Annotated in this window: 21 protein-coding genes; 12 read left to right on the top strand and 9 right to left on the bottom strand. The window is 68.0% G+C overall.

What is annotated here, in order from left to right; genetic code table 11:
* Positions 1-168: 168 nt before the first annotated feature.
* The 3 genes from groES (at position 169) to WC729_RS06680 (ending at position 2,353) form a co-directional block, all read left to right on the top strand.
* On the top strand, positions 169-456 hold the full coding sequence (groES, locus tag WC729_RS06690) for a co-chaperone GroES (RefSeq protein WP_372850799.1): 288 nt from the start codon (positions 169-171) through the stop codon (positions 454-456).
* A 64-nt stretch (positions 457-520) separates the two neighbouring features.
* Positions 521-2,113 (top strand): chaperonin GroEL, encoded by a 1,593-nt coding sequence (groL, locus tag WC729_RS06685; protein ID WP_372850797.1) that lies wholly within the window; start codon positions 521-523, stop codon positions 2,111-2,113.
* Positions 2,114-2,143: 30 nt separating this feature from the next.
* Positions 2,144-2,353 carry a hypothetical protein gene (locus tag WC729_RS06680; RefSeq protein WP_372850795.1) on the top strand — a complete coding sequence of 70 codons (210 nt, stop codon included), beginning with the start codon at positions 2,144-2,146 and terminating at the stop codon, positions 2,351-2,353.
* Between the two features lie 35 nt (positions 2,354-2,388).
* On the opposite strand, the gene WC729_RS06675 is transcribed toward WC729_RS06680, so the two are convergent.
* The 4 genes from WC729_RS06675 to WC729_RS06660 are packed head-to-tail and all read right to left on the bottom strand — an operon-like array spanning position 2,389 to position 5,119.
* Positions 2,389-3,312, bottom strand: a complete 924-nt coding sequence (locus WC729_RS06675; RefSeq protein WP_372850793.1) for an alpha/beta hydrolase family protein — start codon at positions 3,310-3,312, stop codon at positions 2,389-2,391.
* Positions 3,309-4,136 (bottom strand): sterol desaturase family protein, encoded by an 828-nt coding sequence (locus WC729_RS06670; protein ID WP_372850791.1) that lies wholly within the window; start codon positions 4,134-4,136, stop codon positions 3,309-3,311. Before WC729_RS06670 ends, WC729_RS06675 begins: the two co-directional genes overlap by 4 nt.
* Complete coding sequence (locus tag WC729_RS06665; RefSeq protein WP_372850789.1) at positions 4,136-4,579, bottom strand: EF-hand domain-containing protein; 444 nt, start codon at positions 4,577-4,579, stop codon at positions 4,136-4,138. Before WC729_RS06665 ends, WC729_RS06670 begins: the two co-directional genes overlap by 1 nt.
* Before the next feature lie 57 nt (positions 4,580-4,636).
* Complete coding sequence (locus WC729_RS06660) at positions 4,637-5,119, bottom strand: hypothetical protein (RefSeq protein ID WP_372850787.1); 483 nt, start codon at positions 5,117-5,119, stop codon at positions 4,637-4,639.
* Positions 5,120-5,280: 161 nt separating this feature from the next.
* Between WC729_RS06660 and WC729_RS06655 the strand changes: the two genes are divergently transcribed.
* Both WC729_RS06655 and WC729_RS06650 read left to right on the top strand, forming a co-directional pair.
* Positions 5,281-5,997, top strand: coding sequence for a response regulator (locus WC729_RS06655; protein WP_372850785.1), 717 nt, complete (start codon positions 5,281-5,283; stop codon positions 5,995-5,997).
* A complete protein-coding gene (locus tag WC729_RS06650) occupies positions 5,994-7,331 on the top strand; it encodes an ATP-binding protein (RefSeq protein WP_372850783.1) in 1,338 nt (445 codons plus the stop codon). The genes WC729_RS06655 and WC729_RS06650 overlap by 4 nt, the downstream gene beginning before the upstream one ends.
* Here WC729_RS06650 and WC729_RS06645 read toward each other — a convergent pair.
* The 4 genes from WC729_RS06645 to WC729_RS06630 form a co-directional block, all read right to left on the bottom strand.
* Positions 7,316-9,088 (bottom strand): CHASE2 domain-containing protein, encoded by a 1,773-nt coding sequence (locus tag WC729_RS06645; protein ID WP_372850781.1) that lies wholly within the window; start codon positions 9,086-9,088, stop codon positions 7,316-7,318. The two genes, WC729_RS06650 and WC729_RS06645, sit on opposite strands and share 16 nt — an antisense overlap.
* A complete protein-coding gene (locus tag WC729_RS06640; protein ID WP_372850779.1) occupies positions 9,088-12,438 on the bottom strand; it encodes a FecR domain-containing protein in 3,351 nt (1,116 codons plus the stop codon). The genes WC729_RS06645 and WC729_RS06640 overlap by 1 nt, the downstream gene beginning before the upstream one ends.
* A gap of 136 nt (positions 12,439-12,574) precedes the next feature.
* Entirely contained in the window at positions 12,575-12,796 is a 222-nt protein-coding gene (locus WC729_RS06635; RefSeq protein ID WP_372850777.1) for a hypothetical protein, read from the bottom strand.
* Positions 12,797-12,807: 11 nt separating this feature from the next.
* Complete coding sequence (locus WC729_RS06630) at positions 12,808-13,263, bottom strand: hypothetical protein (RefSeq protein WP_372850775.1); 456 nt, start codon at positions 13,261-13,263, stop codon at positions 12,808-12,810.
* A gap of 143 nt (positions 13,264-13,406) precedes the next feature.
* Between WC729_RS06630 and WC729_RS06625 the strand changes: the two genes are divergently transcribed.
* Both WC729_RS06625 and WC729_RS06620 read left to right on the top strand, forming a co-directional pair.
* The gene (locus tag WC729_RS06625; RefSeq protein WP_372850773.1) at positions 13,407-14,501 is read left to right on the top strand and encodes a sensor histidine kinase; all 1,095 of its coding nucleotides are present in this window, start codon (positions 13,407-13,409) and stop codon (positions 14,499-14,501) included.
* A 5-nt stretch (positions 14,502-14,506) separates the two neighbouring features.
* Positions 14,507-15,304, top strand: a complete 798-nt coding sequence (locus tag WC729_RS06620; protein WP_372850771.1) for a LytR/AlgR family response regulator transcription factor — start codon at positions 14,507-14,509, stop codon at positions 15,302-15,304.
* A 163-nt stretch (positions 15,305-15,467) separates the two neighbouring features.
* On the opposite strand, the gene WC729_RS06615 is transcribed toward WC729_RS06620, so the two are convergent.
* Positions 15,468-16,019, bottom strand: coding sequence for a hypothetical protein (locus WC729_RS06615; RefSeq protein WP_372850769.1), 552 nt, complete (start codon positions 16,017-16,019; stop codon positions 15,468-15,470).
* 69 nt (positions 16,020-16,088) lie between these two features.
* Here WC729_RS06615 and WC729_RS06610 point away from each other — a divergent pair, with 69 nt between their 5' ends.
* The 5 genes from WC729_RS06610 to WC729_RS06590 all read left to right on the top strand — a co-directional run bounded on the left by WC729_RS06610 (position 16,089) and on the right by WC729_RS06590 (position 25,139).
* Positions 16,089-17,378, top strand: coding sequence for an SMP-30/gluconolactonase/LRE family protein (locus WC729_RS06610; RefSeq protein WP_372850767.1), 1,290 nt, complete (start codon positions 16,089-16,091; stop codon positions 17,376-17,378).
* Between the two features lie 537 nt (positions 17,379-17,915).
* Positions 17,916-21,023 carry a TonB-dependent receptor domain-containing protein gene (locus WC729_RS06605; RefSeq protein WP_372850765.1) on the top strand — a complete coding sequence of 1,036 codons (3,108 nt, stop codon included), beginning with the start codon at positions 17,916-17,918 and terminating at the stop codon, positions 21,021-21,023.
* A 246-nt stretch (positions 21,024-21,269) separates the two neighbouring features.
* Positions 21,270-22,658, top strand: a complete 1,389-nt coding sequence (locus WC729_RS06600; protein WP_372850763.1) for an SWIM zinc finger family protein — start codon at positions 21,270-21,272, stop codon at positions 22,656-22,658.
* Positions 22,651-24,060 (top strand): DUF5691 domain-containing protein, encoded by a 1,410-nt coding sequence (locus WC729_RS06595; protein WP_372850761.1) that lies wholly within the window; start codon positions 22,651-22,653, stop codon positions 24,058-24,060. Before WC729_RS06600 ends, WC729_RS06595 begins: the two co-directional genes overlap by 8 nt.
* Entirely contained in the window at positions 24,060-25,139 is a 1,080-nt protein-coding gene (locus tag WC729_RS06590; RefSeq protein WP_372850759.1) for an AAA family ATPase, read from the top strand. The genes WC729_RS06595 and WC729_RS06590 overlap by 1 nt, the downstream gene beginning before the upstream one ends.
* The last annotated feature ends 15 nt before the right edge of the window (positions 25,140-25,154 follow it).

Genomic DNA, 25,154 nt, shown 5'->3' with positions numbered 1-25,154 from the left:
GCGGGGCCGTTTCGGGCGGGCCGCCCTTGCCACCAGCGGCAATAGCGCCCACATGGGGGTGGCTGGCACTCTCCCTCGGGGAGCGCCAAATCGCAAATCGGCAGCGCTGGCTTCCCGCTTGTGAAAGCGACGATTTCGTCGCGACCCAGCGACGAATCGGCTCCCTGCATGACTTTCAGACCGCTCCACGACCGAGTCCTTGTCCGCCGTATCGAGGCAGCCGAGAAGACCGCTGGCGGCATCATCATTCCCGAGACCGCCAAGGAAAAGCCGCAGGAAGGCGAGATCGTCTCCGTCGGCACCGGCGTGCGCGCCGAGGACGGCTCGATCACGCCGCTGGACGTCAAGGCCGGCGACAAGATCCTGTTCGGCAAATGGTCGGGCACCGAGGTCAAGATCGACGGCGAGGACCTGCTGATCATGAAGGAAAGCGACGTTTTGGGCGTCGTCGGCTGATCAGGCTGCTCCCGTAATTCCGGCGGTCCGCACGGATCGCACCCCCATTTCAAGGAACAGCATCATGGCAGCCAAAGACGTCAAATTCTCGCGCGACGCCCGCGAATCGATCATGCGCGGCGTCGATATCCTCGCCGACACGGTGAAGGTCACGCTTGGCCCCAAGGGCCGCAACGTCGTGCTCGACAAGGGTTATGGCGCCCCGCGCATCACCAAGGACGGCGTCAGCGTCGCCAAGGAGATCGAGCTCAAGGACAAGTTCGAGAATATGGGCGCGCAGATGCTGCGCGCGGTCGCGTCCAAGACGCACGACCATGCCGGTGACGGCACCACCACCGCCACCGTGCTCGCCCAGGCGATCGTGCGCGAGGGCATGAAGTCGGTCTCCGCCGGGGTCAGCCCGATGGATCTGAAGCGCGGCATCGACATCGCCGTGCTGCGCGTCGTCGAGGATCTTGCGGCACGCTCCAAGCCCGTCGCCAATAACGAAGAGATCGCCCAGGTCGGCATCATCTCCGCCAATGGCGACGAAGAGATCGGCCGCCGCATCGCCGAGGCGATGGACAAGGTCGGCAAGGAAGGCGTGATCTCGGTCGAGGACGCGCAGGGCGTCGATTTCGAGCTCGAAGTCGTCGACGGCATGCAGTTCGACCGCGGCTATCTCAGCCCCTATTTCATCACCAACCCGGAGAAGATGTCGATCGAACTGATCGATCCCTACATCCTGATCCACGAGAAGAAGCTGTCGAGCCTCCAGGCATTGCTGCCGATCCTCGAAGCCGTGATCCAGACCAGCCGCCCGCTGCTCATCATCGCGGAGGACATCGAGGGCGAGGCTCTGGCCACGCTCGTCGTGAACAAGCTGCGCGGCGGCCTCAAGGTCGCGGCGGTCAAGGCGCCCGGCTTCGGCGATCGCCGCAAGGCGATGCTCGAGGATGTCGCGATCCTCACCAAGGCGCAGACCGTGTCGGAAGATCTCGGCATCAAGCTGGAAAGCGTCACGCTCGAGATGCTCGGCACCGCCAAGCGCGTGACGATCGACAAGGACACCACGACCATCGTCGATGGCGCCGGCGCGCCTGAAGCGATTGCCGCCCGGGTCGAGGCGATCAAGCAGCAGATCGAGAACACCGACAGCGAGTATGACCAGGAGAAGCTCCAGGAGCGTCTCGCCAAGCTGGCCGGCGGCGTCGCGATCATCAAGGTCGGCGCGTCCACCGAAGTCGAGCTGCGGGAGCGCAAGGACCGGGTCGACGACGCGCTCAGCGCGACCCGCGCGGCGGTCGAGGAAGGCATCGTCCCCGGCGGCGGCACTGCCCTGCTCTATGCATCGAGGGCGCTCGACAATCTCAAGGGCGAAAATGACGACCAGACCCGCGGCATCGATATCGTCCGTGTCGCGCTCCAGGCGCCGCTCCGCCAGATCGCCGAGAATGCGGGCCATGACGGCGGCGTCGTCGCGGGCAAGCTGATCGACGGCAACGACCAGAATATGGGCTTCAATGCCCAGACCGAGCAATATGAGAATCTCGTCCAGTCGGGCGTGATCGATCCCACCAAGGTCGTCCGCTCGGCGTTGCAGGACGCGGCATCGGTCGCCGGCCTGCTGCTCACCACCGAAGCGGCGATCGCGGACGCCGTCACCGACCCGGCCTGACCGGCCCCGCGCCTTCCTGAGGAGTAATCTATGTCGAGAATCCCCGTTCGCCCGTTCCTAGTCGCCAAGGACGAGGACGGCGTGTTCCGCGTCACCGTGCGGACCACGCGCTACAATTCGCAAGGCTATCCGCTCGTGTCGGCCGAACTGCTCGAAGACACGTTCCGCACCCAGACGGCCGCCCGCACCTTCGTGCGCGAGACCTACAAGGCGGAAACCGGCGACATCGCCACCAAATAACGCCACGACCGGCCGCCTGAGGGCGGCCGGCGGGCTTAGCGTTTTTCGAAACGATCACCCGGCGGGAGAGTCGCGCCCAGCCGGTCGAGCTCTGCCTTCGCCGCCATGTCGCCGCGGAGGGTCCAGCGCCAGAACAGCGTCGTGGCACGCGCCACCACCTCCCGCACATGCGGCAACGGCGTGCTGCCGGGCAGCGGGATATTGTCCTGCCCGCTGAACATGCGGTGGTTCGCGCCCTCCATCACCAGCAGATATTTGCCGCCCGGCGCCATGGCGCGGAACGGCCGCTCGCGATCTTTCGGCGTGACCTTGTTGAGCCAGGCGACCTCGTCCCTGGTGCCGGTGATCGAGAAGAAGGGCATGGTGATGCCGCCGAACGCGCTCGCATCGCTCGCGGTGACAGGCGGCTGCGGGCTGAACGCGATGGCCGCCTTCACCCGGCTGTCGGCGAAGTTCAGACCCGCCATCGGATAATGCTGCCCCGCGATCGATAGCGTCGTTTGCGCACCGAAACTGTGGCCGGACATGCCGATCCAGCTCAGGTCAAGGCGTGTCAGGTCGCACCCGCCCTCGCGCCTGCGCTTCGCCAGCTCGTCGATCGTGAAATGCACATCGTCGGCCCGCGCGCGCATTTGCTCGATCGACATGGCGGCGCGGATTCCGCCCGTGCCGATGATGCCGCTGTCGCTGCCCGCATGCTGGAGATGGATCACGGCATCGCCATCGCGTACCCAGGCCTCGGCCCAAAACGTCCCGGCATCGAGCGAGCCGCCCAACCCATGGCTGAACAGGATGACGGGCACCTTGCCGGTGCCGGCGGGCATGCGGATGCGCACCGGCACGATGCGGTTGCGCGCGGCATCGCGCCACTGCGCCTCGCATATCGTGCCGGCGGACTGCGGCGGCGGGGCTGCCGCGATCGACGTTGCCGCAACGGCGGCCAGGAACAGGGTCTTCATGATTTCTCCACGGCACCCGGCGGCGCGAACAGGGCCCGGCCCAGCGCGCGCAGGCTGTGGGCGCGCCGGGCATCGGCCAGCATCGCGCCCCATTCGCGAAAGGCGATCCGGATCGGGTTGGCGGTCGGCGCGCGGTGCGCGAGGCCGTATCGGATCGGTTCGTCGGCTCGCTCCGTCGCCAAGGTGCCGAACATCCGGTCGAACACGATCAGCACGCCGCCGTAGTTCCGGTCGATATATGCGTCGTTGGATGCATGGTGCAGCCGGTGATGTGCGGGCGTGTTGAACACCCACTCGATCGGCCCGAGCCGCCCGACTGCCTCGGTATGCAGGAAGAACTGGTAACGCAGGTCGAAGGCGAGCAGCACGATCACCACCAGCGGCGGGAAGCCGAGCAGGATCAGCGGCACATAAAATGCCCAGCCCGCCGAGAAGAGATTGGTCCAGCCGAGCCGGAGCGAGGCGAGCAACGTCATCTGCTCGGCCGAATGATGCACCGAATGCGAAGCCCAGAGCCAGCGCACCCGGTGGCTGGCGCGGTGGAACCAGTAATAGGCGAACTCCACCGCGACGAAGCCCGCCGCCCAGGTCCGCCAGTCGCGAATCGGCCAGTGCACGGGCGCGATCTGCGTCGCCAGGCCGAACACCGCACTGATGGCCAGCGCATTGAGCGCGGCAAAGGGAATGTTGCCCGCCGCGAGGCCGATACTGGTCAGCGCGGCGCGGCCGTCATAGCCATGACCGCGCGCGAGGCGCCACCCGGCCTCGGCGAGGACGAGCGTCAGCATCGCCGCCAGCCAGGCCGGGGAGCGTTCGATCGTCATCAGCCTTTCCGCTGCGCCTTGAGCGTCTCGAGGCGCTGTTTCGCCGCCGCCAGTTCGGTCTGGTCGATCTTGCCGTCGCCATTGGCATCGGCGCGGTCGAACAGGATGGGCGGCGTATTGGTGAATTCCTCGCGGCTCACCCGGCGATCGCCATTCTTGTCCATCTGCTCGATCAGCGTGTCCAGGCGCTCGCCGGCCTTGGGGCGGAGCTTGAGCAGCCGGCCGAAATCGTCGCGCGCGACTGCGCCGTCGCCATTGCGGTCCAGTTTGGCGAAACGTGCGCTGCGTGCGGTCAGGAATTCGGCGCGGGTAATCGCGCCGTCGCCATTGGCGTCGGCATCGGCGAACGGGTCCATCGCATCGCCGCCGCCGAACATCTGCGCCCCGGCAGGCGCGGCGAGGGTCGTGGCGAGCAGGGCGGCAATCAGGAAAGTCTTGGTCATCTCGGGTCCTTCGAAAAGGGCGGCCGTGCCGGAGGGGACGGCACGGCCGCCGGGGCGTCAGGGGCGGGGGACGGTGCCGCTGACGGTTCGGGTGTTGCCGTTGAGGCGAGTCACGGTGCTGTTGTAGCTCGCCGTGCCGTCGCCATTGTTGGTCGCGCTGGTCGAGCGGCCGGCGGTGCGGCCGTCGCCGGTCGTGGTGGTGCGGCCGCCGCTATAGCTGCCATTGCCCCAGTTCGCGTCGCGCGAGGTATCGTAACCGCGCCCGTTGTTGGCGTGGATGCTGCGGTCGCTCGAATAATGGCCAGGACCGTATTCCCGGCTGCGTGACGCCTCATAGCCGCGACCGCCATTGGTCTGCAGGCTGCGATTGACCGACGTCGCGCCGCGCTGGCGGCTGACCGATCGGCTCTGGACCAGCCCGCGGCCATGCGCGCCCTGGATGCTGAGGACATGCCCGCGCTGGCGGGCCTCGGCGGGCGTCGCCGAAGCCGCGCCCAGGACGGCGGCGAGGGCGGCGAAACCCAGCATATGCTTGTACATGATCTACTCCTTTGCACTGGCGGCGATCCGGCCGCCGCGCATCGGCTTATGCAGCCATAGCGTAAGCCGTTGGCGTCGATCAGGTGTCACTTGGTTACAGAGTGTAACAGCGGGGCCGCCGCCTCTTTCGCGCACGGGCCGGGCAGGGCAATCTGGCGGCCATGGAGAATAGCTGCATCGCCGTGGTCGAGGATGACCGCGAGATTCGGTCGATGGTGGTCGACCTGCTCGCGCGCGAGGGATTCCGGGCGATCGGCTGCCGCACCGCCGCCGAGTTCGACCAGCTGCATGAGCGGCAACGGGTCGATCTCGCGGTGCTTGACGTGATGCTGCCGGGCGAGGACGGCTTTTCGCTGTGCCGTCGGCTGCGGGCGGCGGGCGACGTCTCGATCCTGATGGTCACCGCGCGCGGCGACGATATCGACCGGATCGTCGGGCTGGAGATCGGCGCCGACGATTATCTGCCCAAACCGTTCAACCCGCGCGAGCTGGTTGCACGCGTCCGCGCCGTGCTGCGCCGGACGCGCGAGCAGCACCGGGTGACGGCGGCCCTGCCGGTCGAGCGCTACCGCTTTGCCGGCTGGGCGATCGATGTCGGCGCGCGGCGCGTGACCTGCCCGACGGAAGAAGAGGTCGATCTGACCGCGGGCGAGTTCGACCTGCTGCTGTGCTTCGTCACCCATCCGCAGCGCGTGCTCAACCGCGACCAGCTGCTCGACTGGACCCGGGGGCGCAATGCGGCCGCGTTCGACCGCGCCGTCGATGTCCAGCTCAGCCGCTTGCGGCGCAAGCTCGCCGACAGGCCGGGCGGCGCTGTGCTGATCAAGACGGTGCGCGGTGGCGGCTATCAATTCACGGTCGGCGTCGAACGGGCATGACGATCGCGTCGAATCTGTCGCTGCGCATCACCGCCATCCTGCTCGCCGGGTTCGTCGCGCTGCAATTGCTGATTGTCGCCGCGACCACCCTGCCGTCGCGCGGCGACGATCGTCGCCCCTACAATCTGCCGCTCCCCGCCCAGGCGCGGGCAATGGTCGATGCGCTCGATCGCGCCCCGGCCGGCCAGCGCCCGTCACTGCTCGATGCCTTCAACGGTGGGCTCTACACCGTATCGCTCGCCCCGGGTCTGCCCGCGGCGGCCGCCACGCCAACGCCCGACCTTGAGCTGCTGTCGCTTTATTATGCCCGCGCGCTGCCCGGGCGGGACATCGCGGTGGATGGCCGGCGGCCCCGGCTCGGCCGGCTGATCGGATCGCGTCCGCGCCCCGCGCGCTTCTTCGCGCCCGTCACCGTCGCGATCGGTTTGCGCAATGGCGGTGCCGTGGTGCTGACCAGCCAGCCATCGCCCTCGATGCGCCGCTATTTCCGCTCGCGCTCCTGGCTCGGCGCGCTGGGCGGCCTGATCGTGCTGGCGGCGCTCGCGCTCGCGGTACGGCAGACAACGCGCCCGCTGGTCCGGCTGTCGCGTGAGGTGCGGCGGTTCGGTGCCAGCCTCGACGCACCCGACCTGCCCGTCGCCGGCCCGCGCGAGGTGCGCGAGCTATCCTCGGCGTTCAACGAGATGAAGGGCCGCATCCGCGACCTGATGGCGGAGCGCACCCGCGTGCTCGCCGCCATCGCGCATGACATGCGCACCTATCTGACCCGGCTCAGGCTGCGCGCCGAGTTCATCGACGATCCGCGCCACCGCGATGGCGCGGTGCGCGATCTGGACGAAATGGCAGCACTGCTCGACGACACTTTGTTTCTTGCCGAGGGCGAGGCGGATCGCACGCCCACGGTCGAAGTCGATCTGGCGGCGGCAGCGGAGGCGCTGGTGGCGGTCCGGCGGGAGCTTGGTGATGCGGTCACGCTCGACGCGGCCGGCCCGCTCCCGGTCCGCGCGACGCCGCAATCGGTCAGGCGCATCCTCGGCAATCTGATCGACAATGGCCTGCGTTACGGCACCGTCGTGAGGGTGCATCTCGTGTCCGCCGAGGACCGCGCCGACCTGATCGTCGAGGATGATGGCCCCGGCGTTCCGCCCGAAGTGCTGGCGCGGTTGGGCGAGCCGTTCAATCGCCTCGACGCCTCGCGCAATCGCGAGACCGGGGGTGCCGGGCTCGGGCTGGCGATCGTGCGCGCACTGGCAGGCCGCGACGGGGCCGAGGTGATCTTCGCCAACCGCACCGACGGCGGGCTGCGCGTGATTATCCGCTATCCGGCCGCCTGATTCGGCTCCAGCGTGAAGATCGCCTCGGTCCCGATGCGCCCGCGCACTGCAATCCGGTCGATCTCGCATAGTGCGGTGTCCTCCGGCAGCATTGCTCTTGTGCTCGCCCCGATCACCAGTGGCACTTCATAGGTCTTGCACAGCGTTTCCAGCCGCGCGGCGATGTTCACGGCGTCGCCCAGCACTGAATAATCGAAGCGCGCGGCCGACCCCATGTTGCCGACCACGCACTGCCCCGAATTCAACCCGATGCCGATCCGCACTTCGGGTAGGTCGCGCCCCGCGTTGCGCAGGTTCGCATTGATGGCCTCCATCGCCCCGAGCATCGACCGCGCCGCCTCAAACCCGTGCAGCGCATGGTCGGCATCGTCGAGCGGCGCGTTCCAGAACGCCATGATGCAATCGCCGATATATTTGTCGATCGTCCCGCGATGCTCGAGCACGATCTCGGACAGTGGCGTCAGGATCGCGTTGATCGTCCGCGTCAGCCCCTGCGGATCGTCCTTCATTGCCTCGGCGATCGCCGTGAAGCCGCGGATATCGGCGAACAGGATCGTCATCTCGCGGGTCTCGCCGCCGAGGTTGAGCAAGGCCGGATCGGCGATCAGCCGCTCGACCACGGCTGGCGCGACATAGTGGCCGAACGCCGCCTGGATCGCGCGGCGGCGGCGCTGCTCGACTGACAGGTCGAGCGCGGCAAGCGCCATTACCACCGCCGCCAGCGCCGCCGCCGGCGCGACCGGCGACGCCCAGACCCGCCCGAAGCGCAGGGTCAGCCAGGACAGCAGCACCAGCCCCGCCAGCCCGGCGAGCGCGAGCAACGCCTTGCGCAGCGGCGCCTTGGGGATCGACGCGAACCACCCGCCCAGCCCGCCGAGCAGCATCAGCAGATACAGCGCGAAGCCCGGCGCCGGCGCGATGGCGAGGCCCGACAGCAGATTGTCGAGGATCGTCGCCTGCACCTCGACCCCGGCGCTGAGCGTGCCGGTCGCCGCAGTCCACGGCGTCTCGAACGCATCGCTGCCGCCCGTCCCGGCGTTGGGGCTTGCCTGCAGCGCCTGACCGACCAGCACGACTCGGCCCTTCAGCATGTCCGGCGGCAGATATTTTTCCGGCTCCAGCGCCTGGTAATAGGAGATACGGGGATAGCTGCCGGCCGGCCCGAAATACTGGATCAGCCGCCCGCCCTGGCGTGTCATGTCGGGCCTGGCGCCGGTCATTGCGGCAAGTCGGGCCATGAACCCGTCGGGATAGCGGGGCATGCGGCGCATCACCCCGTCGCCGTCCATCGACAGGCTGGCGATGCCGGATAGTGCGCCCGTGGCAAGCAGGGCGGGCACGGGCTCGGTGCGCACCAGGCTGGTGCCGTAGGAGGCTTCGACGATCGTCTCGTCGGCGGCGAACAGGATATCCTTGCCCGCCGCCGCGGCGAGCGCCGCATCCTGCTGGGTCGGTTCGGCAAAGACGATGTCGAGCGCCACCACTTTTGCGCCCGCGCGGCGCAGCGACGTCAGAAGTCGCGCATGCAGGCCGCGCGGCCAGGGCCATTGCTGGCCGATCGCCGAGAAGCTCGGTTCGTCGATCGCGACGATCAGTGCGCCGGGCGCTGCCGGTGTCGCCGCGGCCAGGGTCGAAAGCCGGTCGAAAGCCTGCCCGTCCACCGGCTCGAACAGCTTCAGCGCGCCGGCAGCGCAGACCAAAGCCACCATGATCGCAGCAAGCAGGGCGCGCAGGCGGAGGCTGCGCCGCGCGCCCATCAGAAACGATACGCCAGCGAAGCGGAGATCACCCGCCCGATGCTGAACCGCGGCGTATTCTCGCTGCCGAAGATATTCTCGACCGACAGCGCGATCTGGATCCTCTTGTCCCACGGCTCCCAGGTCAGCTCGGCATCGGTCAGGAAGGATGCCGGCCGGATGACATGGAAGAAATCGCGCTGATTGGCTGACCAGCTTTCCTTCACCGCGATCTTCACGCGCGCGGGCGAAGTCCAGCTGACCGATCCTTGGGCGAAATGGCCGGGCAGATAGGGCAGGGTGTCGCGCACCAGCCCGGCCGACGCCAGCTCATCGCCGCGCCCTCGCGTGAAGGCATAGGTGCCGGCCAGCCCGACATTGCCGCCCGGCCAGACATTCACCGTGCCGCGCACCCGGTCGATCCGCACGTTGCGAAAGCCGAGATAGGCCTGGTCGTCGGAGGTCGGGATGATCAGCGCGCCGAACGCCTGGTGTTGATACTCCATGCTGGTGAAGACATGTGCGTCCCATTCCGCGTCCCAACGCAGGATCGCGCTGTCCGCCTGGCCGGCGAAATTGACCGGCGCGATATTGCCGCGCAGCCCGATCGCGCCGGTCGGGGCGAAGGTGAAGGGCACCTCCGACGATGTCTCGCGCAGGAAGGCGCTGCGCAGCCAATGCCCCCGTCGCGGCTCGAACGCGGCGCCGATCCGGAAATCCAGCTTTGCGGTATCGGTCGGGGTCAGCGCGTCGACCTGGAAGAAATTGGCGCCCTCGCTCCGTAGCCGTGAATCGACCCAGGCGATCTGCCCTTCGACGATCAGGCTCCCGCGCGGCGACCAGCGCGCATCGGCATAATAACGCTGCTGGCGGAACCGCGACGTCGACGGGTCGTCGATCTGCACGATGCCGAACTGGTCGAAGTCGTACCGGTCGAACAGATTGTTGCTTGTGCGGGACCAGATCGCCTCGGCCCCAACTTCCAAGTCGAGCCGCCCGGCCGACCGCGCATAGCTCGCGGTGGCGAAGATGAAGCGGCTGCGCTGCGCGAAGCCGCGCGCCACCAGCGACGGGCTTGGCTGCGGATCGAGCTCGCGGTCCAGCCCGTCGGTCGTCTTGTCGCCATAGCCGCCCCCGATCGTCAGCGTGTTGCGCGCGCCGAATTCATGGCTGGCAAAGCCGAAGGCGAGCAGGTTGCGCCGGTTCGTGCTGATGTTGACCGGCGTGATGCCGCTTCGTTCGTCATAGTCGTTGTCGCTACGCTCGTAATTCACGAAGCCGACCAGCTTCTCGTACGGCCCGGGTTCGAGCCCGATCCAGCCGCGCGCCGAATCCAGGTTGAGTTCGCCCAGCCCGCCATCCTCGCCGCGGAACCGCGCCAGGCTGTGTCCTGCAGTCACGCTATAGGCGAGCGGGAAGGGTGTGTGCGTCAGCCCATCGGCCGTCGCGACGGCTGCGGGATAATTGAAGAACCGGTCCTGCCGAAAGCTGCCGCCGATCGATTCTTCGGCAAAAGCCTCGTGCGCGAAGGCGACGTGCCGGCGCGGCGCGGTGACCGCAAGCGGATCGATCGCCAGTCCCTGCAGGAAACTGGAAAGCTGGCCCAGGTCCTTGCCGTTATCGGCATCGAATCCGACCGACACCACGTCCACGCCGACGAAGGGATCGGGGGTGCGGTTGAGCGCCTGGTCGAAATAGGAGGAGGCCGTGAAGCTGTCGAACACGCGGTCGCCATAATAGCGACCCCAATCGTCCATGCCGCCGAAGCGGAAGGCGCGCGAGACCTGGCTGCCGGTGGTGCGGTCCTCCGACAGGCTCGAATAGACGCCGCCGCGCGCCTGGAAGCGCCGCATCGCCTCGCGCGCTGAAGCGATTGCCGCGCCGGCTGAATATTGGTCGACCGCGATCGCGGTTCGGGCGAGCGGCACGCGCGCATCGTCCGGGTCGAGCCGGTCGGCGGCATCGAGTTGCTGCGCGGCGCCCTTGTCGTCATCGAGCCGGTCGTCGATCTCGGCCAGTTGGACAAGCGCCCGGGCATAGCCCGGATTGTCGGCCGAGGCAGCGAGCACCGCCGCTTCGGCCTGGGCGGCATGGCCGGTCTGGACGAGATATTGCCCCCGCGCGGTGCCGACGATTGCCAGCGACGGATCCAGCTCGGTCGCCCTGTCGATCTCGCGCTTCGCCGCGCGCACCCGGTTCTGCTGGAGCAATGCCGACGCAAGCCTGGCATGGAGCGCGGCATTGTCGGGCTCGATCGCGATCGCGGCACGCAGCGCGGCATTCGCTTCCCGCCCGGCGCCGCGTTCGGCGCGAATGTCGCTCAGGATCGCATGGGAAGCGGCGCGCCCCGGATCGGCGGCGACCGCTGCCTTTGCGCTGGCGAGCGCAGCATAGGGTTCGCCAGCGTAACCCGCTTCTATCTCGGCGCGGATCGCCAGTGCTGCCGGGTCTCTCGGATTGCGTTCGAGTGCTGACTCGACCGCTTGGGCAGCGAGCGCTCCGTCGCCGCGCAGCAAGGCCGTGCGCGCTTGAAGCTCGTACAGCCCGGGCTCGTCCGGAAAGCGCTGAAGGCCGTCGACCGCGATCCGCTGCGCATCGGCCAGGTCGCCGCGATAGGCCGCGAGGAATCCGGCCCCGACCCAGGACAAGGGATCGGCCGGATCGAATGGTGGGTCGGTCGGGCTTTCACCCGCCCGCAGGGCGCGGACATAGGCGGCAAAGGCCGGGCTCCGCCCGCGCATCATCGACACGCCGTCCTCCGGGCGGAGGAAATAGAGCATCTGCTCGCGCCCGACCGGATCGGCCAGGATCGTGCGGGTCGGTGCCTGGCCCACCCGCGCGCTCGCCGCCTGGCCCTGCGCCACGTCGAGTGTGCCGGCCTCGTTGAAGAAACGCACCTCGCCCGAAAACACCTGCAGCGCGGTCGCATCGCCCTCGATCGCCAGCGACCATTCGGTCCCCCGGATCGCGGCGGTCGCCGAGGGCGTCTCGACCGACAAATTGGTCCGTCCGCTCGGGCTCCGCGCCCAGACGCGCCCCTGCTGAAGCTGGAGCGAGGAGGGCACGCCGGCGCTCACTGCCTTCACCGCCAGCACTGAATTGCGACCGAGCCTGATCTGGGTGCGGTCGGCGAACACGATCGCCAGCGTTCCTGCTCCGTTGGTGCGCAGCACGTCGCCGGCCTTGAGCTGCTGGCGCGTGACTGCCGGCCGCCAATGCCGTTCCGGTACCAGCGTCGCCTGCTCGCCGCCCTTTGCTGCGACGATCGCGCCGGAGATGGGGGCGACCCGCGGCACCGCCTGCGCAAGCGCCTGGCCCTGGCTGCCCGTTGTCAGGGCGATCACGCTGATGCCGAACAACCCCCGTCGCATCGATCCCCCCGGGCCGGTGACGTCGTGTCACTGGCCTAGGCGATTGGTTGCACGCTCGCAACGACCCGGTTCGGGCCCGAGCGGTCAGTCGGCTTGGATCGGGATGGCGCGCCCGAGGGCGGCGCACGACGAGGATCTAGGTCAGTACCTGCAGCTGGTCGGTCTTGCCCGGCATCCATTTCTGCAGGATCGTGCAGGGTGGCTTGCGATCTTCCTTGGCGCGGGGTGCGGCAGGTGCCGGGCGGCGTGCGTCCGCCTGCACGGAGGCAAGACGCGTCATCGGATAGGTGCACGGCTTGGCCAGCGCCGGCTGCGCCGCGCAGGTGGCGATCAGGGCAAAGGTGAACGCGTACCGCATGGTGCCATTATTCACAGTCCGGCCGACCAGTCCATAACTTCTGTTGCACCGATCCACAGCGAGCGCGATCCGCGGGCGTCGCGTTCGACATGCAGGCGCAGGCCCCAGCCGCGGATCGTCTCGATCGGGTTGCTCGCGCCCATCGCGGCGAACTTGCGGCGGATGCGGAACACCAGCACCTCGCAGGTATCGGGCCGGGCATTGCTCTCGGCGAGCAGCCCGCGCAGGTCCGACCACGCGGCACGCTCGCGCTTGATCAGCCGGGCCATGATCGCGGCCTCGAGCGGCGACAGCGGCACACGGCTGCCGTTCCAGCAGATTTCGAGCGGGTCGAAGGTCGCGGTCAGCGCGCCGCGTTTGATCAGCGGACGGCGCCCTTCCGCACCCGTCATCGGTGGCGCGACGGGGCTGCGCGATGCGATATCGGAACGGGATGCGGTGCCGTGCATGAGGTGTATGATAGCCATGCGACACGGCGTCTCATCCGGGATGCCGCGAATGGCGCTTAGGCCAAGGCGAACGGCATAAATGGTGCGAACGGCACGCTGAGGCCGATCAACGTCACGGTGGTGCTGTTTACCCCTTAAGGTGTCGCTCGCTACGATGGCTGATGCACGTGAAGATCGAAAACCTGCCGGAAGAGACTGAAAGCATCCGCGCGATCCGTCGCACGATGACCTGGTTCATCCTGCTGTTCTGGACGACTCAATTCTCCATGCTGACGCTGATGCGCCGGCTGAACATGGGTGAAGAGGAGAAGCTGTCCTATCTGCTGCCGCGCTTCTGCGTGACGGTGGTGGCGATCGGCCTGTCCTTCGTCATCGCGCAGCAATTGCGGCGGCTGGCCAGCCGGTCGATGCGGGTCAAGCTGAGCGCGGCGGTGGCGATGGCGATCATCGGCTGCTTCATCCACGGCGCCGCGAACCTCGCCATCTTCGAGCTGCTCGTGCCCGAATCGAACATGGATTCCTTCTCGATCGGGCTGTACCTCGCGGCCTTGCTGCAATGGTTCTGGTCCTATGCGGCGCTCTGCGCGCTGCTGCTCGCCGTCACCTCCAGCCTCGAGCTGAGCGACCGGGAGCGGCGGATCGCGCATCTGCAGCGCGTCGCTCATGCCGCCCAGCTCCGTGCGCTGCGCTATCAGCTCAACCCGCATTTCATGTTCAACACGCTCAATTCGATCGCGGCGCTGATCTCCCGGCGCGAGGCGGAGCGGGCCGAGGCAATGGTCGAGAACCTCGCCGACTTCCTGCGCGCGGGCCTGTCGCTCGATCCGCACGAGGATATTCCGCTGGAAAAGGAGATCGAGCTCCAATCGCTCTATCTGTCGATCGAAGAGCTGCGCTTTCCCGACCGGCTGAAGGTCGAGATCGACGTGCCCGAGCATGTCCGCGGCGCGCTGGTGCCGAGCCTGGTCACCCAGCCTCTGGTCGAGAATGTCGTGCGCCACGCGGTCGCGACCAGCCTCGAGCCGATCCTGCTGTCGATCGTTGCGCGGCACGAGGGTTCGAGGCTGCGCATCACCGTGCGCAACAGCGCGCCGATCGGCGGCCTGCCGTGCAGCAAGGGCACCGGGGTCGGCCTGGCCAATGTCGCTGACCGGTTGCGCGCGCGCTTTCCGCAGGACAGCCTGTTCCTGGCCGAGCGCCAGGGCGATGGCGGTTTCCTGGTGGTGATCGAACTTCCCTGGTCGACGGCGGGTTGAGGGCGATGATCAGACTTCTTCTGTGCGATGACGAATTGCTCGCGATCCAGCGGCTGCAGGACCTGCTTGGCCGGATCGAGGGTGTGGACGTGGTCGGCACTGCCGCCAACGGCACGGCGGCGCTGGCCGAGATCGCGGCGCTGGCGCCCGATGCGGTGCTGCTCGATGTGGAAATGCCCGCGCTCGACGGATTCGACGTGGTCGAGGAACTGGCGCGCGCCGGCGAATCCGCGCCGCTGATCGTGTTCGTCACGGCCTATCCGCATTTCGCCGCGACCGCGTTCGAGACGGGCGCGATCGATTTCCTGACCAAGCCGATCCGGCTCGGCCGGCTGCAGATCGCGGTCGACCGGATCCGCCGCTCGATCGAGGATCGCAGCGCGCGTGCACGGCTCAACGAACTGGCCGGCCAGCTCGATGCGTTGCGCCTCGAACGGACCGGCGGCGATGTCGTGGAGGCCCGCCATATCTGGGTCCAGCGGCGCGGCGAGACGGTGCGGGTCGATCTCGACCGGGTCGACTGGGTCGCGGCGGAGGGCGAATATGTCCGGCTCTATGTCGGCGATGCGAACTATCTCCACCGCGAATCGCTGACCGCGCTGCTCGAACAGCTCGATCCGCAGCGCTTCACCCGCATCCACCGCTCCTACATCGTCAACCGCGACCGCATCGCCTCGGTCAGGCGGATGGCGACGGGCAGCTATCAGCTCGGTACCGATGCGGGGAACAAGCTGCCGGTCGGGCGCAGCTATCGTCGCATCGTCCGCGACATGATCGCCAACGACCGGATTCCGTCGGATTGATCGGCTCTTGTTCCCCACCTCTTCCTTCCCCGGCGAAGGCCGGGGCCCAGTTGGGGGACAGGAATTGGTGGGCGTCGCGGGAAGTTGCCTCCACCATCCCGACTGGACCCCGGCCTCCGCCGGGGAAGGAAGAAGGAGCGGCCCTAAGAAGAAGGAACAGCCCTTAATCCGCCCCCATATCCCCGCGCAGCAAATGGCTGAGCATCGAATCGAGCCACGCGATCCGCGCCCGAATCGATCGCACCGCATTGTCGTGGACGAACGCCTTGAACGGCACCGAGACGCCTTCCTCATAGCGTTCGAGACCCTCGATCTGCGCGGCGAGCTGGTCCTTGGCGCTGAGGATCCATTCGATCCGCTCTGCCTCGCTGAGCAGGCCGAAGGACTGGACCTTGGTGCGCAGCGGATCCTCGAGCAGCAAATGGCTCGGCCTGATCTCCCTGACCCAGGCCCGCACCGCTTCCTCGCCGTCGGCGGTGCAGCTCAGTTGCTCCGTACCGCGCGCGTCGCCTTCGACGACATGCTTGTCGAGCAGCCCACGCTCCGCCAGCCGGCGGATCAGCGGATAGATCTTGCCCTTGCTGGTGTTGAAGTTGCTGACGGGCGATCCGTGATAGATCTTGGAGACGAGATAGGCGGTGACCGGCTGGATCCGCAGCACCAGCGCCAAGAAAGTGCCTTCGTGATCGGTAAGGCTCAGGTCGCGATCAACCAACGGCATTCCCCATGCTGTGAACGCGGCTTAGCAGCACCGCGACGCCGCCAGCAAGCCGCTCGCCGATCCATGCTTGCTGCGCTGCCGGCGATCGGGTTCAACCGCAGCATGGGGATACGGGCGCTGATCGCGATAGCCGCGCCGCTGCTGCTTGCGGCAGGCAGTGGCGAAGATGGTTTCTTCGGCGTGCGGGCCTTGTGGCAAAGCGCGCGATCGGCCGCGGCGGAGCATCCCGTCGACAGCGCCGCGGCGTTCGATCGGGCGATAGCTGCCTCTCCGGGCAACAACGGTCTGCTCCTGTCGGCGACCGGAGCCGCGCTCCGCGCGCAGGATCGCGAGCGCGCCCGGACCCTGCTGACGCGCTTTGCGGCGCAGGGCGGCACGCTGCCTGGCGAGGAAGTGAAAGAGATCGGGAATGCGCTGGGCGCGCTGGCGGGCGATCCGTTGTTGGCCATGCTCGCCGCCAATGGCGCGCCGCTCGACACCGGTAGCGTTGCGGCGACACTGCCCGCGACGATCCGCCTGATCGAGGGCGTCGCCCATGACGATCGCGGCGGCTCGACCTATGTTTCGAGCGTCGTCGACCGGACCATCTATCGCGTGACCGGCGCCGCACCCGCCGCCGTTTTGCGCCTGACGTCCGATCTCGGATCGCCCATGGCGCTTGCGATCGACGTGCGGCACCGCACGCTCTGGGCCGGGCTCGATCCGAACGCGCCCGGCGCGCCGGCATCGGGGAAAGGCGGGTTGCTCAAGCTTTCGCTCGACGGGCGGACGCACAGCCTCATCACCCTCCGCGGTACGGACGTTGCGATCGGCGATGTCATGATCGCGCCCGACGGGACTGCTTATGCCGGCGATGGCAGGAGCGGCGCGGTCTATCGCTGCCGGCCCGGTTGTACCGCGCTGGAAACGGTGGTCGTCCCGGGCGTATTGCGCAGCGCCCAGGGCATGCTGCTCTCGTCCGACGGCAACAGGCTCTATGTCGCCGACTATGCATACGGCGTCGCGATCGTCGATCCAGCGACGGGTACTGCCCGGCCGCTGCGCACTGCACCGGGCGTGGCGATCGACGGGCTGGATGGCCTCGCCTGGCGGGACGGCCGCATCGTGGCGGTCCAGAATGGTTGGCAGCCGGCGCGGCTGATCGCGATCGAGCTTGATGCCTCAGGCCAGCGGGCCGTCGCGGCGCGGGTGCTGGCGCGCGCGGGCAGGTTTTCCAATCCCACCCAGGTCGCGGCAACCGTGGACGGCGTGCTCCTCGTCGTCGCCAATGCGCAATGGGATCTGTACGAAAAGGCGCCCGCGCCAGGCGCAGTGGCGCAGCAGCCGACGATCCTGCTGCGCATCCCGCGCTAGCCTTTCCTCAATAAAGTCCCGGCGGCAACCCGACCCAGGCAGGATGGCGCGCCGGCTGTGGCGCGCGCGGTGCCCGCGCCGCGTCACGACGCGGGTTGTCCGAGACGGGCGCGGATTTCGCGCCCGACGGGGTCTTGGGGCATCCGGCTTCCATGCGATCAGGCCTATCGCGAAGGCAGGACCGCTCCGGCCGGAATGCGCCGAGCGTCCGGCCTCGTGTCGCCACCGTCGCCCGGGGCCGCCCAATGGCACGATTCTACGGACGAACGGCACCCAAAGCCGCGTTTTTGCCGCTCAATGTGCGCAAAAATGGACCGTAAAGCACCAATAGCCACGAAATCCCGCTGATTGAATTCGCTAGTGGAGCATCTTGTTGCACGCGTGCATCACTTGTTCATTTTAGTACGAAACGTACTAGAATTTGCTTGTCGCTCGTCCGTTCGACGTTGCACTGACCGCCCATTGGCTCGCCAGCCGGGGTGCGGCGAGCCGGGCCCGTCCCTTCGAGGACCGGCTCCAGCAAACGGGAGCGACACCATGAAGAAGACCAACTATCTCACCACGACGATCCTGCGATCGGTCGCCATCGCCGCGATTGGCTGCGCGGTCGCGCCGGCCGCCTATGCGCAGGACGCGGTCGCGCCGGCCGCCGACGCGCCCGATGACAGCGGCGGCGACATCGTCGTCACCGGATCGCGTATCGCTCGGCCCAATCTCCAGTCCGCCGTGCCGATCGTCTCGCTCAGCGCCGACGAGCTGAGCCAGACCGGTCGCGTCTCGACCGGCGACACGCTCAACGACCTGCCGGCGCTGCACAACACCTTCAGCCAGCAGAATTCGACCCGCTTCCTCGGTACCGCTGGCCTCAACCTGCTCGATCTGCGTGGTCTCGGCACGCAGCGTACCCTGGTGCTGGTCAATGGCCGCCGCCATGTCGGCGCCGACATCCTGGGCAATGCCGTCTCGCCCGACATCAACACCATCCCGACCGATCTGATCGACCGGGTCGACGTCGTCACCGGCGGCAGCTCGGCGGTCTATGGCTCGGACGCGATCGCCGGCGTGGTCAACTTCGTGCTCAAGGACCATTATGACGGCATTGCCGCGCGGGCGCAGAGCGGCATCAGCCAGCGCGGCGACGCCGGCGCCTATTTCGGGAGCATCGTCGCGGGCAAGAATTTCGCTGAAGGTCGCGGCAATATCGCGGTGAATCTCGAATATGCCCATCAGAGCGATTTCTACGCGTCGCAGCGCGACGATCTGCGCACCAACACCGCCTTCGTCGTGGTCGATACCGATCCCGCCGGCACGCCGAACGGCAGCGACGGCAATCCCGATCGCCTGTTGTTCGGCGATGTCCGCCCGGCCACGCTCGCCAATGGCGGCCTGATCAACATCGCCAGCCCGTCCGGCGCCTGCGGCCGCGACGCGACCGGCGCGCCGTTCAACTGCACCTGGGTGTTCCAGCCCGACGGCAGCCTGGTCCCGCAGACCGGCACGCGCGTCGGCATCGCGCCCAACGGCAATTTCCTCGGCGGCAACGGCTCGACCGGGCGCGAGGGCCGTATCCTCGGCATCCTGCCGAAGCTCGACCGCTACAGCGCGAATGTGCTCGGCCATTACGAGATCTCGCCGGCGCTGGTGCCCTTCTTCGAGGCGAAATATGTCCGCACCGATACGCTGCGCAGCGTCAGCGGCCCGGCCTTCATCCAGGGCACGACGCTCGGCGGCGACGTGCGTGAGCGCATCCGCTTCGACAACCCCTTCCTCAGCGCCCAGGCGCGCGCGGTCATCACCGCGGCGACGCTCGCCAACAACCCGGCCGCCAATGTCAGCGATTCAGGCCGCTTCTCGCTGCGCGAGAATCTGACCGGGCTCGGCTTCCGCCAGGAAGAGGCACGGCGCGAGACCTGGCGCATCGTCGCCGGGCTGAAGGGCGAATTCAACGACGACTGGCGGTACGAGCTGTCGGCGAATTACGGCCAGTTCGACGAGAAGACCAAGGTACTGGGCAACCTCAATCTCCAGCGCTTCTTCATGGCCAATGACGCGACCCGCAACGCCCAGGGCCAGATCGTCTGCCGCGCGACGATCGATCCCACCGCGCGTATCGCGCTCGATCCGGGCAATCCGATTTCCGCCGGCAACCTGGCCAACGACGTCGCCCAGTGCGTGCCGATCAACCTGTTCGGCGAAGGCAATATCTCGGACGCCGCCCGCAACTATGTCGTGCAGGACACGGTCTCGACCGGCCGGATCACCCAGTTCGTCGCGAGCGGCTTCGTCTCGGGCGACAGCAGCGGCTTCCTCACCCTGCCGGGCGGCCCGGTCGGCTTCGCGGTCGGCGCCGAATATCGCCGCGAGACGGCCTTCTTCAAGGAAGATCCACTGATCGAGGCTGGCCTCACCTTCTACAATTCGATCCCCACCTTCGCGCCCCCGGCCTTCGTCGTGAAGGAAGCGTTCGGCGAGCTTCGCGTGCCGCTCCTGAAGGATCTGCCGCTGATCAAGGATCTGACGATCAACGCCGCGGGCCGCGTCGCCGGCTATCAGGGCAAGACCGGCACGGTGTTCGCGTACAATGTCGGCGGCGACTGGCGGCCGATCGACGACCTTCGTTTCCGCGCCAATTATGCGCGCGCAGTCAGGGCGCCGAACCAGGTGGATCTCTACACGCCGCAGGGGCAGAATTTCAGCCCGGCCGGCTTCACCGATCCGTGCTCGGCGCGCAACATCGGCGCCGGCTCTTCCACCCGCGCGGCCAATTGCGCCGCGGCGGGCCGGCCGACCGGCTATGATTTCGTGCACGTCCAGTCGCTCGAGATCGTCAGCGGCGGCAACCCGAACCTGCGCGAGGAGACGTCCGACTCCTGGACGATCGGCGGCGTCTATACGCCGAGCTTCGTGCCGGGCCTGTCGCTGTCGGTCGATTATTACAACATCAAGGTCAAGGACGTGATCACGGCGCCGTCGGCGCAGGAGATCGTCGATGCCTGTTATGACGCGGCAAGCCTGACCAACCCGTTCTGCGGCTTGTTCCAGCGCGCCGGGGCAGCCGGCGGGCCGGCCGGGGAAATCCCGTTCGAGATCCTCGAAGGCAGCCTGCAGCAGACTCAGCTCAATTACGCTTCGCTTCAGGTGCGCGGCATCGATGTCGATCTGTCCTACAGCCATGATATCGGCATCGGGCGGCTCGGCACCCACTTCGTGTGGACGCATGTGCTGCAGAACGACACCTTCCTCAACCCCGCCGACCCGACCCAGGCCGACCGGATCCTCGGCGAAGTCGGCGACCAGAAGGACCAGTTCAACTGGAATGTCGATCTGAAGACCGGCCCGGTCCAGATCGCCTATCAGATGCGCTATCTCGGCCCGGCCGTGGTGAACTTCTACGAGGATCTGTACGGCTTCCAGGGCAATCCGCCGGAGAATGCGGATTATTCGCTGCCGGCCAAATATCCGGCGGTCTTCTACCACAATGTGAAGCTCGGCCTCGATGTGGGCAAGGATTACACCTTCTATCTCGGCGTCGAGAATCTGACCGACCAGCGCCCGCCGCTGGGCGCGACGGGCGTGGGCCAGTTCACCGGCATCTATGAGCCGCGTGGCCGTTATTTCTACGCCGGCGCGACGGCGAAGTTCTGATCGGAGAGGGGCCGGTGGTTGTTGCTGCCGGTCCCCAACCACCACAACGTCACCCCGGACTTGTTCCGGGGTCCACCGTTCCGCAAATTCAGCAAGCGTGATGCATGCGGTGCGGTGGATGCCGGAACAAGTCCGGCATGACGGCGGTGATTGGGGCGGCCCTTTCCCCTCGCAAACCATGACGTTGAGTTTTCACATCCACCGGTTATCCTCCCGAGCAGGCTTGCTTCGGGGTGACGACGGACAGTGGCGATCGATCTCCAGGCAATCGAGCGGCTCGCCACCGATCAACCTTCGCTGAAGGCAGCGGCCGGGCTCGCCAAGCCGGGCAAATGGTCGGGTATCGGCGCCAGCCATGACGGTCATCTGATCTGGGGTGAATGCGCCGGATCGGGCGCCAACCCGTACCGCGTGATGGCCGACCTGCGCGACCTCGGCAACAAATGCACCTGCCCGTCGCGCAAATTCCCGTGCAAGCACGTGCTCGCGCTGTTGTGGCTGAGGGCCGAGGCGGTCGTGCCGTTCGGTGCGGCCGACACGCCTGACTGGGTGAGCGACTGGCTCGGCCGGCGGCGGACGGGTGCGGTCGCGGCGAAACCCGCAACACCGGGCGCGCTGGCGGCGGCCAAGGACGTCCGCGCGGCGCTGGCCGTGGAACCGGAAGCGCCCGAAGATCCCAAGGCAGCGGCGCGGCGCGAAGCGGCGAGCGCCAAGCGCGCTGAGGATACCGAACGCGCGATCCTCGATGCTCTCGACGCGCTGGAACAATGGATCGGGGATCAGTTGCGGCTCGGCCTCGGCGCGTTCGTGGACGATGCGACCGTGCGGTGCCGGCGGATCGGCGCGCGGCTGGTCGACGGCAAGGCAGCGATGCTAGCCGGAAGGGTCGACGAGCTGCCGGCGCGCCTGCTGGCGCTGCCTTCGGGTGACCGCGCGCGGGGCGCCGTGGTCGAGCTGGGCAAGCTGGTGCTGCTGGCCCGCGCCTTCCGCGCTTCGCCGCGCGATACCGATATCCGCCGCGCGGTGGCATCGGCCGAGAGCCGTGAAGCAGTGCTCGTCGACCCCGAGGCCCTACGCCTGACCGCAACCTGGGAAGTGCTGGCCGAACAGGTGCAGACCCGGCGCGACGGGCTTGTCTCGCAGACGACCTGGCTGCTCAACCTTGGTGCGACAGGCCCGCGCTTCGCGATGCTGCTCGATTTCTTCCCCGCAAGCGCGGGCAAGCGCGGATCGGTGTTCACGCCGGGCGAGCAGTTCAGCGGCGAACTCGTCTTCTATCCCGGGCGCCTGCCGCTCCGCGCGCTGCTGATCAACCGCTCGGCGGTCGAGGCGCCGGCGCCCGAATGGCCTGTGCCCGAAGCGGCATTGGCGTACACGCTGAGCGCGCCTTTGCTCGCCGAACCCTGGACGATCGATGTGCCGGTGCTGCTGCCCGGCGGGCGCGTCGCGGTCGACGGCACGGGTCGGGCCTGGTGGCGCGCGACCGAGGGCGACATCGTGCTGCCCATGGCAGGCGAAGCGGAGGGGCTGATCCGCGGCACTGACCTGACGCGCGCGGCGGCGATCTGGTCGGGCGGGCGGCTCGAGATCCTCGCGGCGCAGACGCCCTGGGGCCGGATCGGCGCGCATGGCTGAGGCGATCTATGATGCGCTCGGGGCCGCGCTGACGCGCTGGACCATGGGCGGGGCGGCGGCCCCAGTCGCGCCGCCGGGCTGGGCGGCGCATCTCGGGAATGAGGTGGGCGAGGCGGAGCTGCGGCTGCTCGCGCTGTCGGGCCAGTTCCTCGGCGTGCTGGTGACGCCCGCACCACCCGAGGGGTTAAAGCCGCTGCCCGATGTGCCGGTGCTGGCGATGCCGGCCTTGCCCGAGACGCAACGCCCGCTCGCGCGCCGCCTCCTTCGCAGCATCCGCGATGCGGGTGCGCGCCGCGATCTGTTGCGCTTCCTCGCCGGGCGCGGCTGGACCTTGCATCCCGGCGACTGGATGCCGGCGGCAAGCGAGGACGACATCCCCGATGTCTATGCGCCGTGGCGCGACTGGGCCGAAGGCTCGGTAGTCGCGCGGCCCGCGGCGGGCGAGGGGCTGACCGCGGAAAATTGGGACGATTACTGGCCTGCCGCGCGCGGCGTGGCACTGGCCGCGCTGCGGCGGCGCGATCCGGATGCGGCGACGGCGTTGCTCGCGGCGAAGCTGGCGGGCGAGGGTGCCGAAGTGCGGCTGCGGCTGGTCGGGCTGCTCGCGACGCGGCTGTCGGATGCCGACCGGTCGTTCCTCGAAAGCCTGGCGGCGGACCGCGCGCCCAAGGTCAAGGCGCTGGCGGCGGCACTGCTTGCGCGGCTCGGCTACGGCTCGGCGGTGGGCGAAGAGGCGAGCGAACTGGCCGGGTTCTTCGAGCTCCAGACCAAGGGGCTGATCCGCCGTACCCGCGTGGTGGCGGCCCGGCCGATCAAGACGCCGGCGCAGCGTAACCGGCGGCATGTCCTGTTCGAGGCTGTCGATCTTGCGGGCTTCGCGCGGGCGCTCGATCTGGCGCCGGAAGAGCTGATCGCGATGTGGCCGTGGAACGACGATCGCCAGGCCGATCAGGCGCTGGTCGGCATGGCGGAGCGCTCGGGTTCGGACACGCTGGTCGCCGGCTTGCACGATCTGCTGCTGGCGCTGGGCACGGTCGACGTACCGGCGATGCTCACCCTGATGCCGCGGCTCGATATGGCGCAGAGGCGCGGCTTCGCGCAGAAGATGCTGCGGGCAAATGGCGGCACCTTCCAGATGGCACTGGCGATGACCGGCGGCGATTGCCCGATCGACGGCGCGATCGACACGACGGCCGGCACTGCCCTGCTCGGCGCGCTGAAGGCGGAGGATGCGGCGAAGCGCGCCGACGTCACCGCCGAGCTGCACGCGCTTGGGCTGATTGCATCGCGGGGCGCCGCGCAAGGGGCGCTCGAACGGCTGGCGCGCGCCGGCCTGCTCGCCGCCGATCCGAGACTCGACATGCTGCGGCTGAACGCCGCGCTGGAAAACAGGGGACATTGATGACCGAGAAACTGCGCATGCCCGCCGAGGAAAGCCATGCCGGCGAGCTCAAGGCGCTGATCGCCGGCGACAGCGGACATCGCCCGGCCGGCTGGGCGATGTCGCCGAAGCTGGTCGTCACCTATCTGATGGGCGGCAAGGCGGCCGACGGCACGGTCATCTCGCCCAAATATGTCGGCGACAAAAGGCTGATCGAGACCTGCGTCTCGACGCTTGCGACGGACCGCGCGCTGCTGCTGCTCGGCGTGCCGGGCACGGCGAAATCCTGGGTGTCGGAGCATCTCGCCGCCGCCATCACCGGGGATTCGACCATGGTCATCCAGTGCACCGCCGGCACGGACGAGAACCAGATCCGCTATGGCTGGAACTATGCGCAATTGCTCGCGCACGGCCCGAGCCGCGAGGCGCTGGTGCCGACCCCGCTGATGCGCGCGATGGAGGGCGGCAAGCTCTGCCGGTTCGAGGAGCTGACCCGCATGGGCAGCGACGTGCAGGACACGCTGATCACCGTGCTATCCGAAAAGATGATGCCGATCCCGGAGCTCAACAGCGCGGTCTACGCGTCGCGCGGCTTCAACATCATCGCCACCGCCAACAACCGCGACAAGGGCGTGAACGAGCTGTCCTCGGCGCTCAAGCGACGCTTCAACGTGGTCGTCCTGCCGCTGCCCGACACCGCGGCGGAGGAGATCGCGATCATCGTCAAGCGCGTCGGCGAAATGGCGCACAGCCTCGACCTGCCGGCGCCCAAGAACGTCGCCGAGGAAGTGGCGCGCGTCGTCGCGATCTTCCGCGAACTGCGCTCGGGCTCGACCGAGGACGGCAAGGTCGCGCTCAAGACCCCGTCGGGCGGGTTGTCGACCGCCGAGGCGATCGCGGTGATGGTCGGCGGGATCAGCCAGGCGACCTTCTTCAATGGAGGCACGCTGACGCCCGAGACCCTGGCGAGCAACATGATCGGCGCCGTGGTGAAGGATCCGGTACAGGACCGCGCGGTGCTGGGGGAATATCTCGAGACGGTGCTGAAGAAACGGCGGGGGTTCGAGGGGTATTACGCGTCGCTGACGGATTTGATTTGATGTTGCCCTTCTTCT

The organism is Sphingomonas sp., from assembly GCF_041661825.1.
In the GTDB taxonomy this organism is placed as follows: Bacteria; Pseudomonadota; Alphaproteobacteria; order Sphingomonadales; family Sphingomonadaceae; genus Sphingomonas.
Note: the sequence above shows the minus strand (reverse complement) of the source record. Positions and strands in the feature narration are given on the sequence as shown.

Bases quoted from the DNA above. Each gene is read 5' to 3' on its own strand.
- groES (WP_372850799.1), top strand. From the start codon at position 169: ATGACTTTCAGACCGCTCCACGACCGAGTCCTTGTCCGCCGTATCGAG.
- groL (WP_372850797.1), top strand. From the start codon at position 521: ATGGCAGCCAAAGACGTCAAATTCTCGCGCGACGCCCGCGAATCGATC.
- WC729_RS06680 (WP_372850795.1), top strand. From the start codon at position 2,144: ATGTCGAGAATCCCCGTTCGCCCGTTCCTAGTCGCCAAGGACGAGGAC.
- WC729_RS06675 (WP_372850793.1), bottom strand. From the start codon at position 3,312: ATGAAGACCCTGTTCCTGGCCGCCGTTGCGGCAACGTCGATCGCGGCA.
- WC729_RS06670 (WP_372850791.1), bottom strand. From the start codon at position 4,136: ATGACGATCGAACGCTCCCCGGCCTGGCTGGCGGCGATGCTGACGCTC.
- WC729_RS06665 (WP_372850789.1), bottom strand. From the start codon at position 4,579: ATGACCAAGACTTTCCTGATTGCCGCCCTGCTCGCCACGACCCTCGCC.
- WC729_RS06660 (WP_372850787.1), bottom strand. From the start codon at position 5,119: ATGTACAAGCATATGCTGGGTTTCGCCGCCCTCGCCGCCGTCCTGGGC.
- WC729_RS06655 (WP_372850785.1), top strand. From the start codon at position 5,281: ATGGAGAATAGCTGCATCGCCGTGGTCGAGGATGACCGCGAGATTCGG.
- WC729_RS06650 (WP_372850783.1), top strand. From the start codon at position 5,994: ATGACGATCGCGTCGAATCTGTCGCTGCGCATCACCGCCATCCTGCTC.
- WC729_RS06645 (WP_372850781.1), bottom strand. From the start codon at position 9,088: ATGGGCGCGCGGCGCAGCCTCCGCCTGCGCGCCCTGCTTGCTGCGATC.
- WC729_RS06640 (WP_372850779.1), bottom strand. From the start codon at position 12,438: ATGCGACGGGGGTTGTTCGGCATCAGCGTGATCGCCCTGACAACGGGC.
- WC729_RS06635 (WP_372850777.1), bottom strand. From the start codon at position 12,796: ATGCGGTACGCGTTCACCTTTGCCCTGATCGCCACCTGCGCGGCGCAG.
- WC729_RS06630 (WP_372850775.1), bottom strand. From the start codon at position 13,263: ATGGCTATCATACACCTCATGCACGGCACCGCATCCCGTTCCGATATC.
- WC729_RS06625 (WP_372850773.1), top strand. From the start codon at position 13,407: ATGCACGTGAAGATCGAAAACCTGCCGGAAGAGACTGAAAGCATCCGC.
- WC729_RS06620 (WP_372850771.1), top strand. From the start codon at position 14,507: ATGATCAGACTTCTTCTGTGCGATGACGAATTGCTCGCGATCCAGCGG.
- WC729_RS06610 (WP_372850767.1), top strand. From the start codon at position 16,089: ATGCTTGCTGCGCTGCCGGCGATCGGGTTCAACCGCAGCATGGGGATA.
- WC729_RS06605 (WP_372850765.1), top strand. From the start codon at position 17,916: ATGAAGAAGACCAACTATCTCACCACGACGATCCTGCGATCGGTCGCC.
- WC729_RS06595 (WP_372850761.1), top strand. From the start codon at position 22,651: ATGGCTGAGGCGATCTATGATGCGCTCGGGGCCGCGCTGACGCGCTGG.
- WC729_RS06590 (WP_372850759.1), top strand. From the start codon at position 24,060: ATGACCGAGAAACTGCGCATGCCCGCCGAGGAAAGCCATGCCGGCGAG.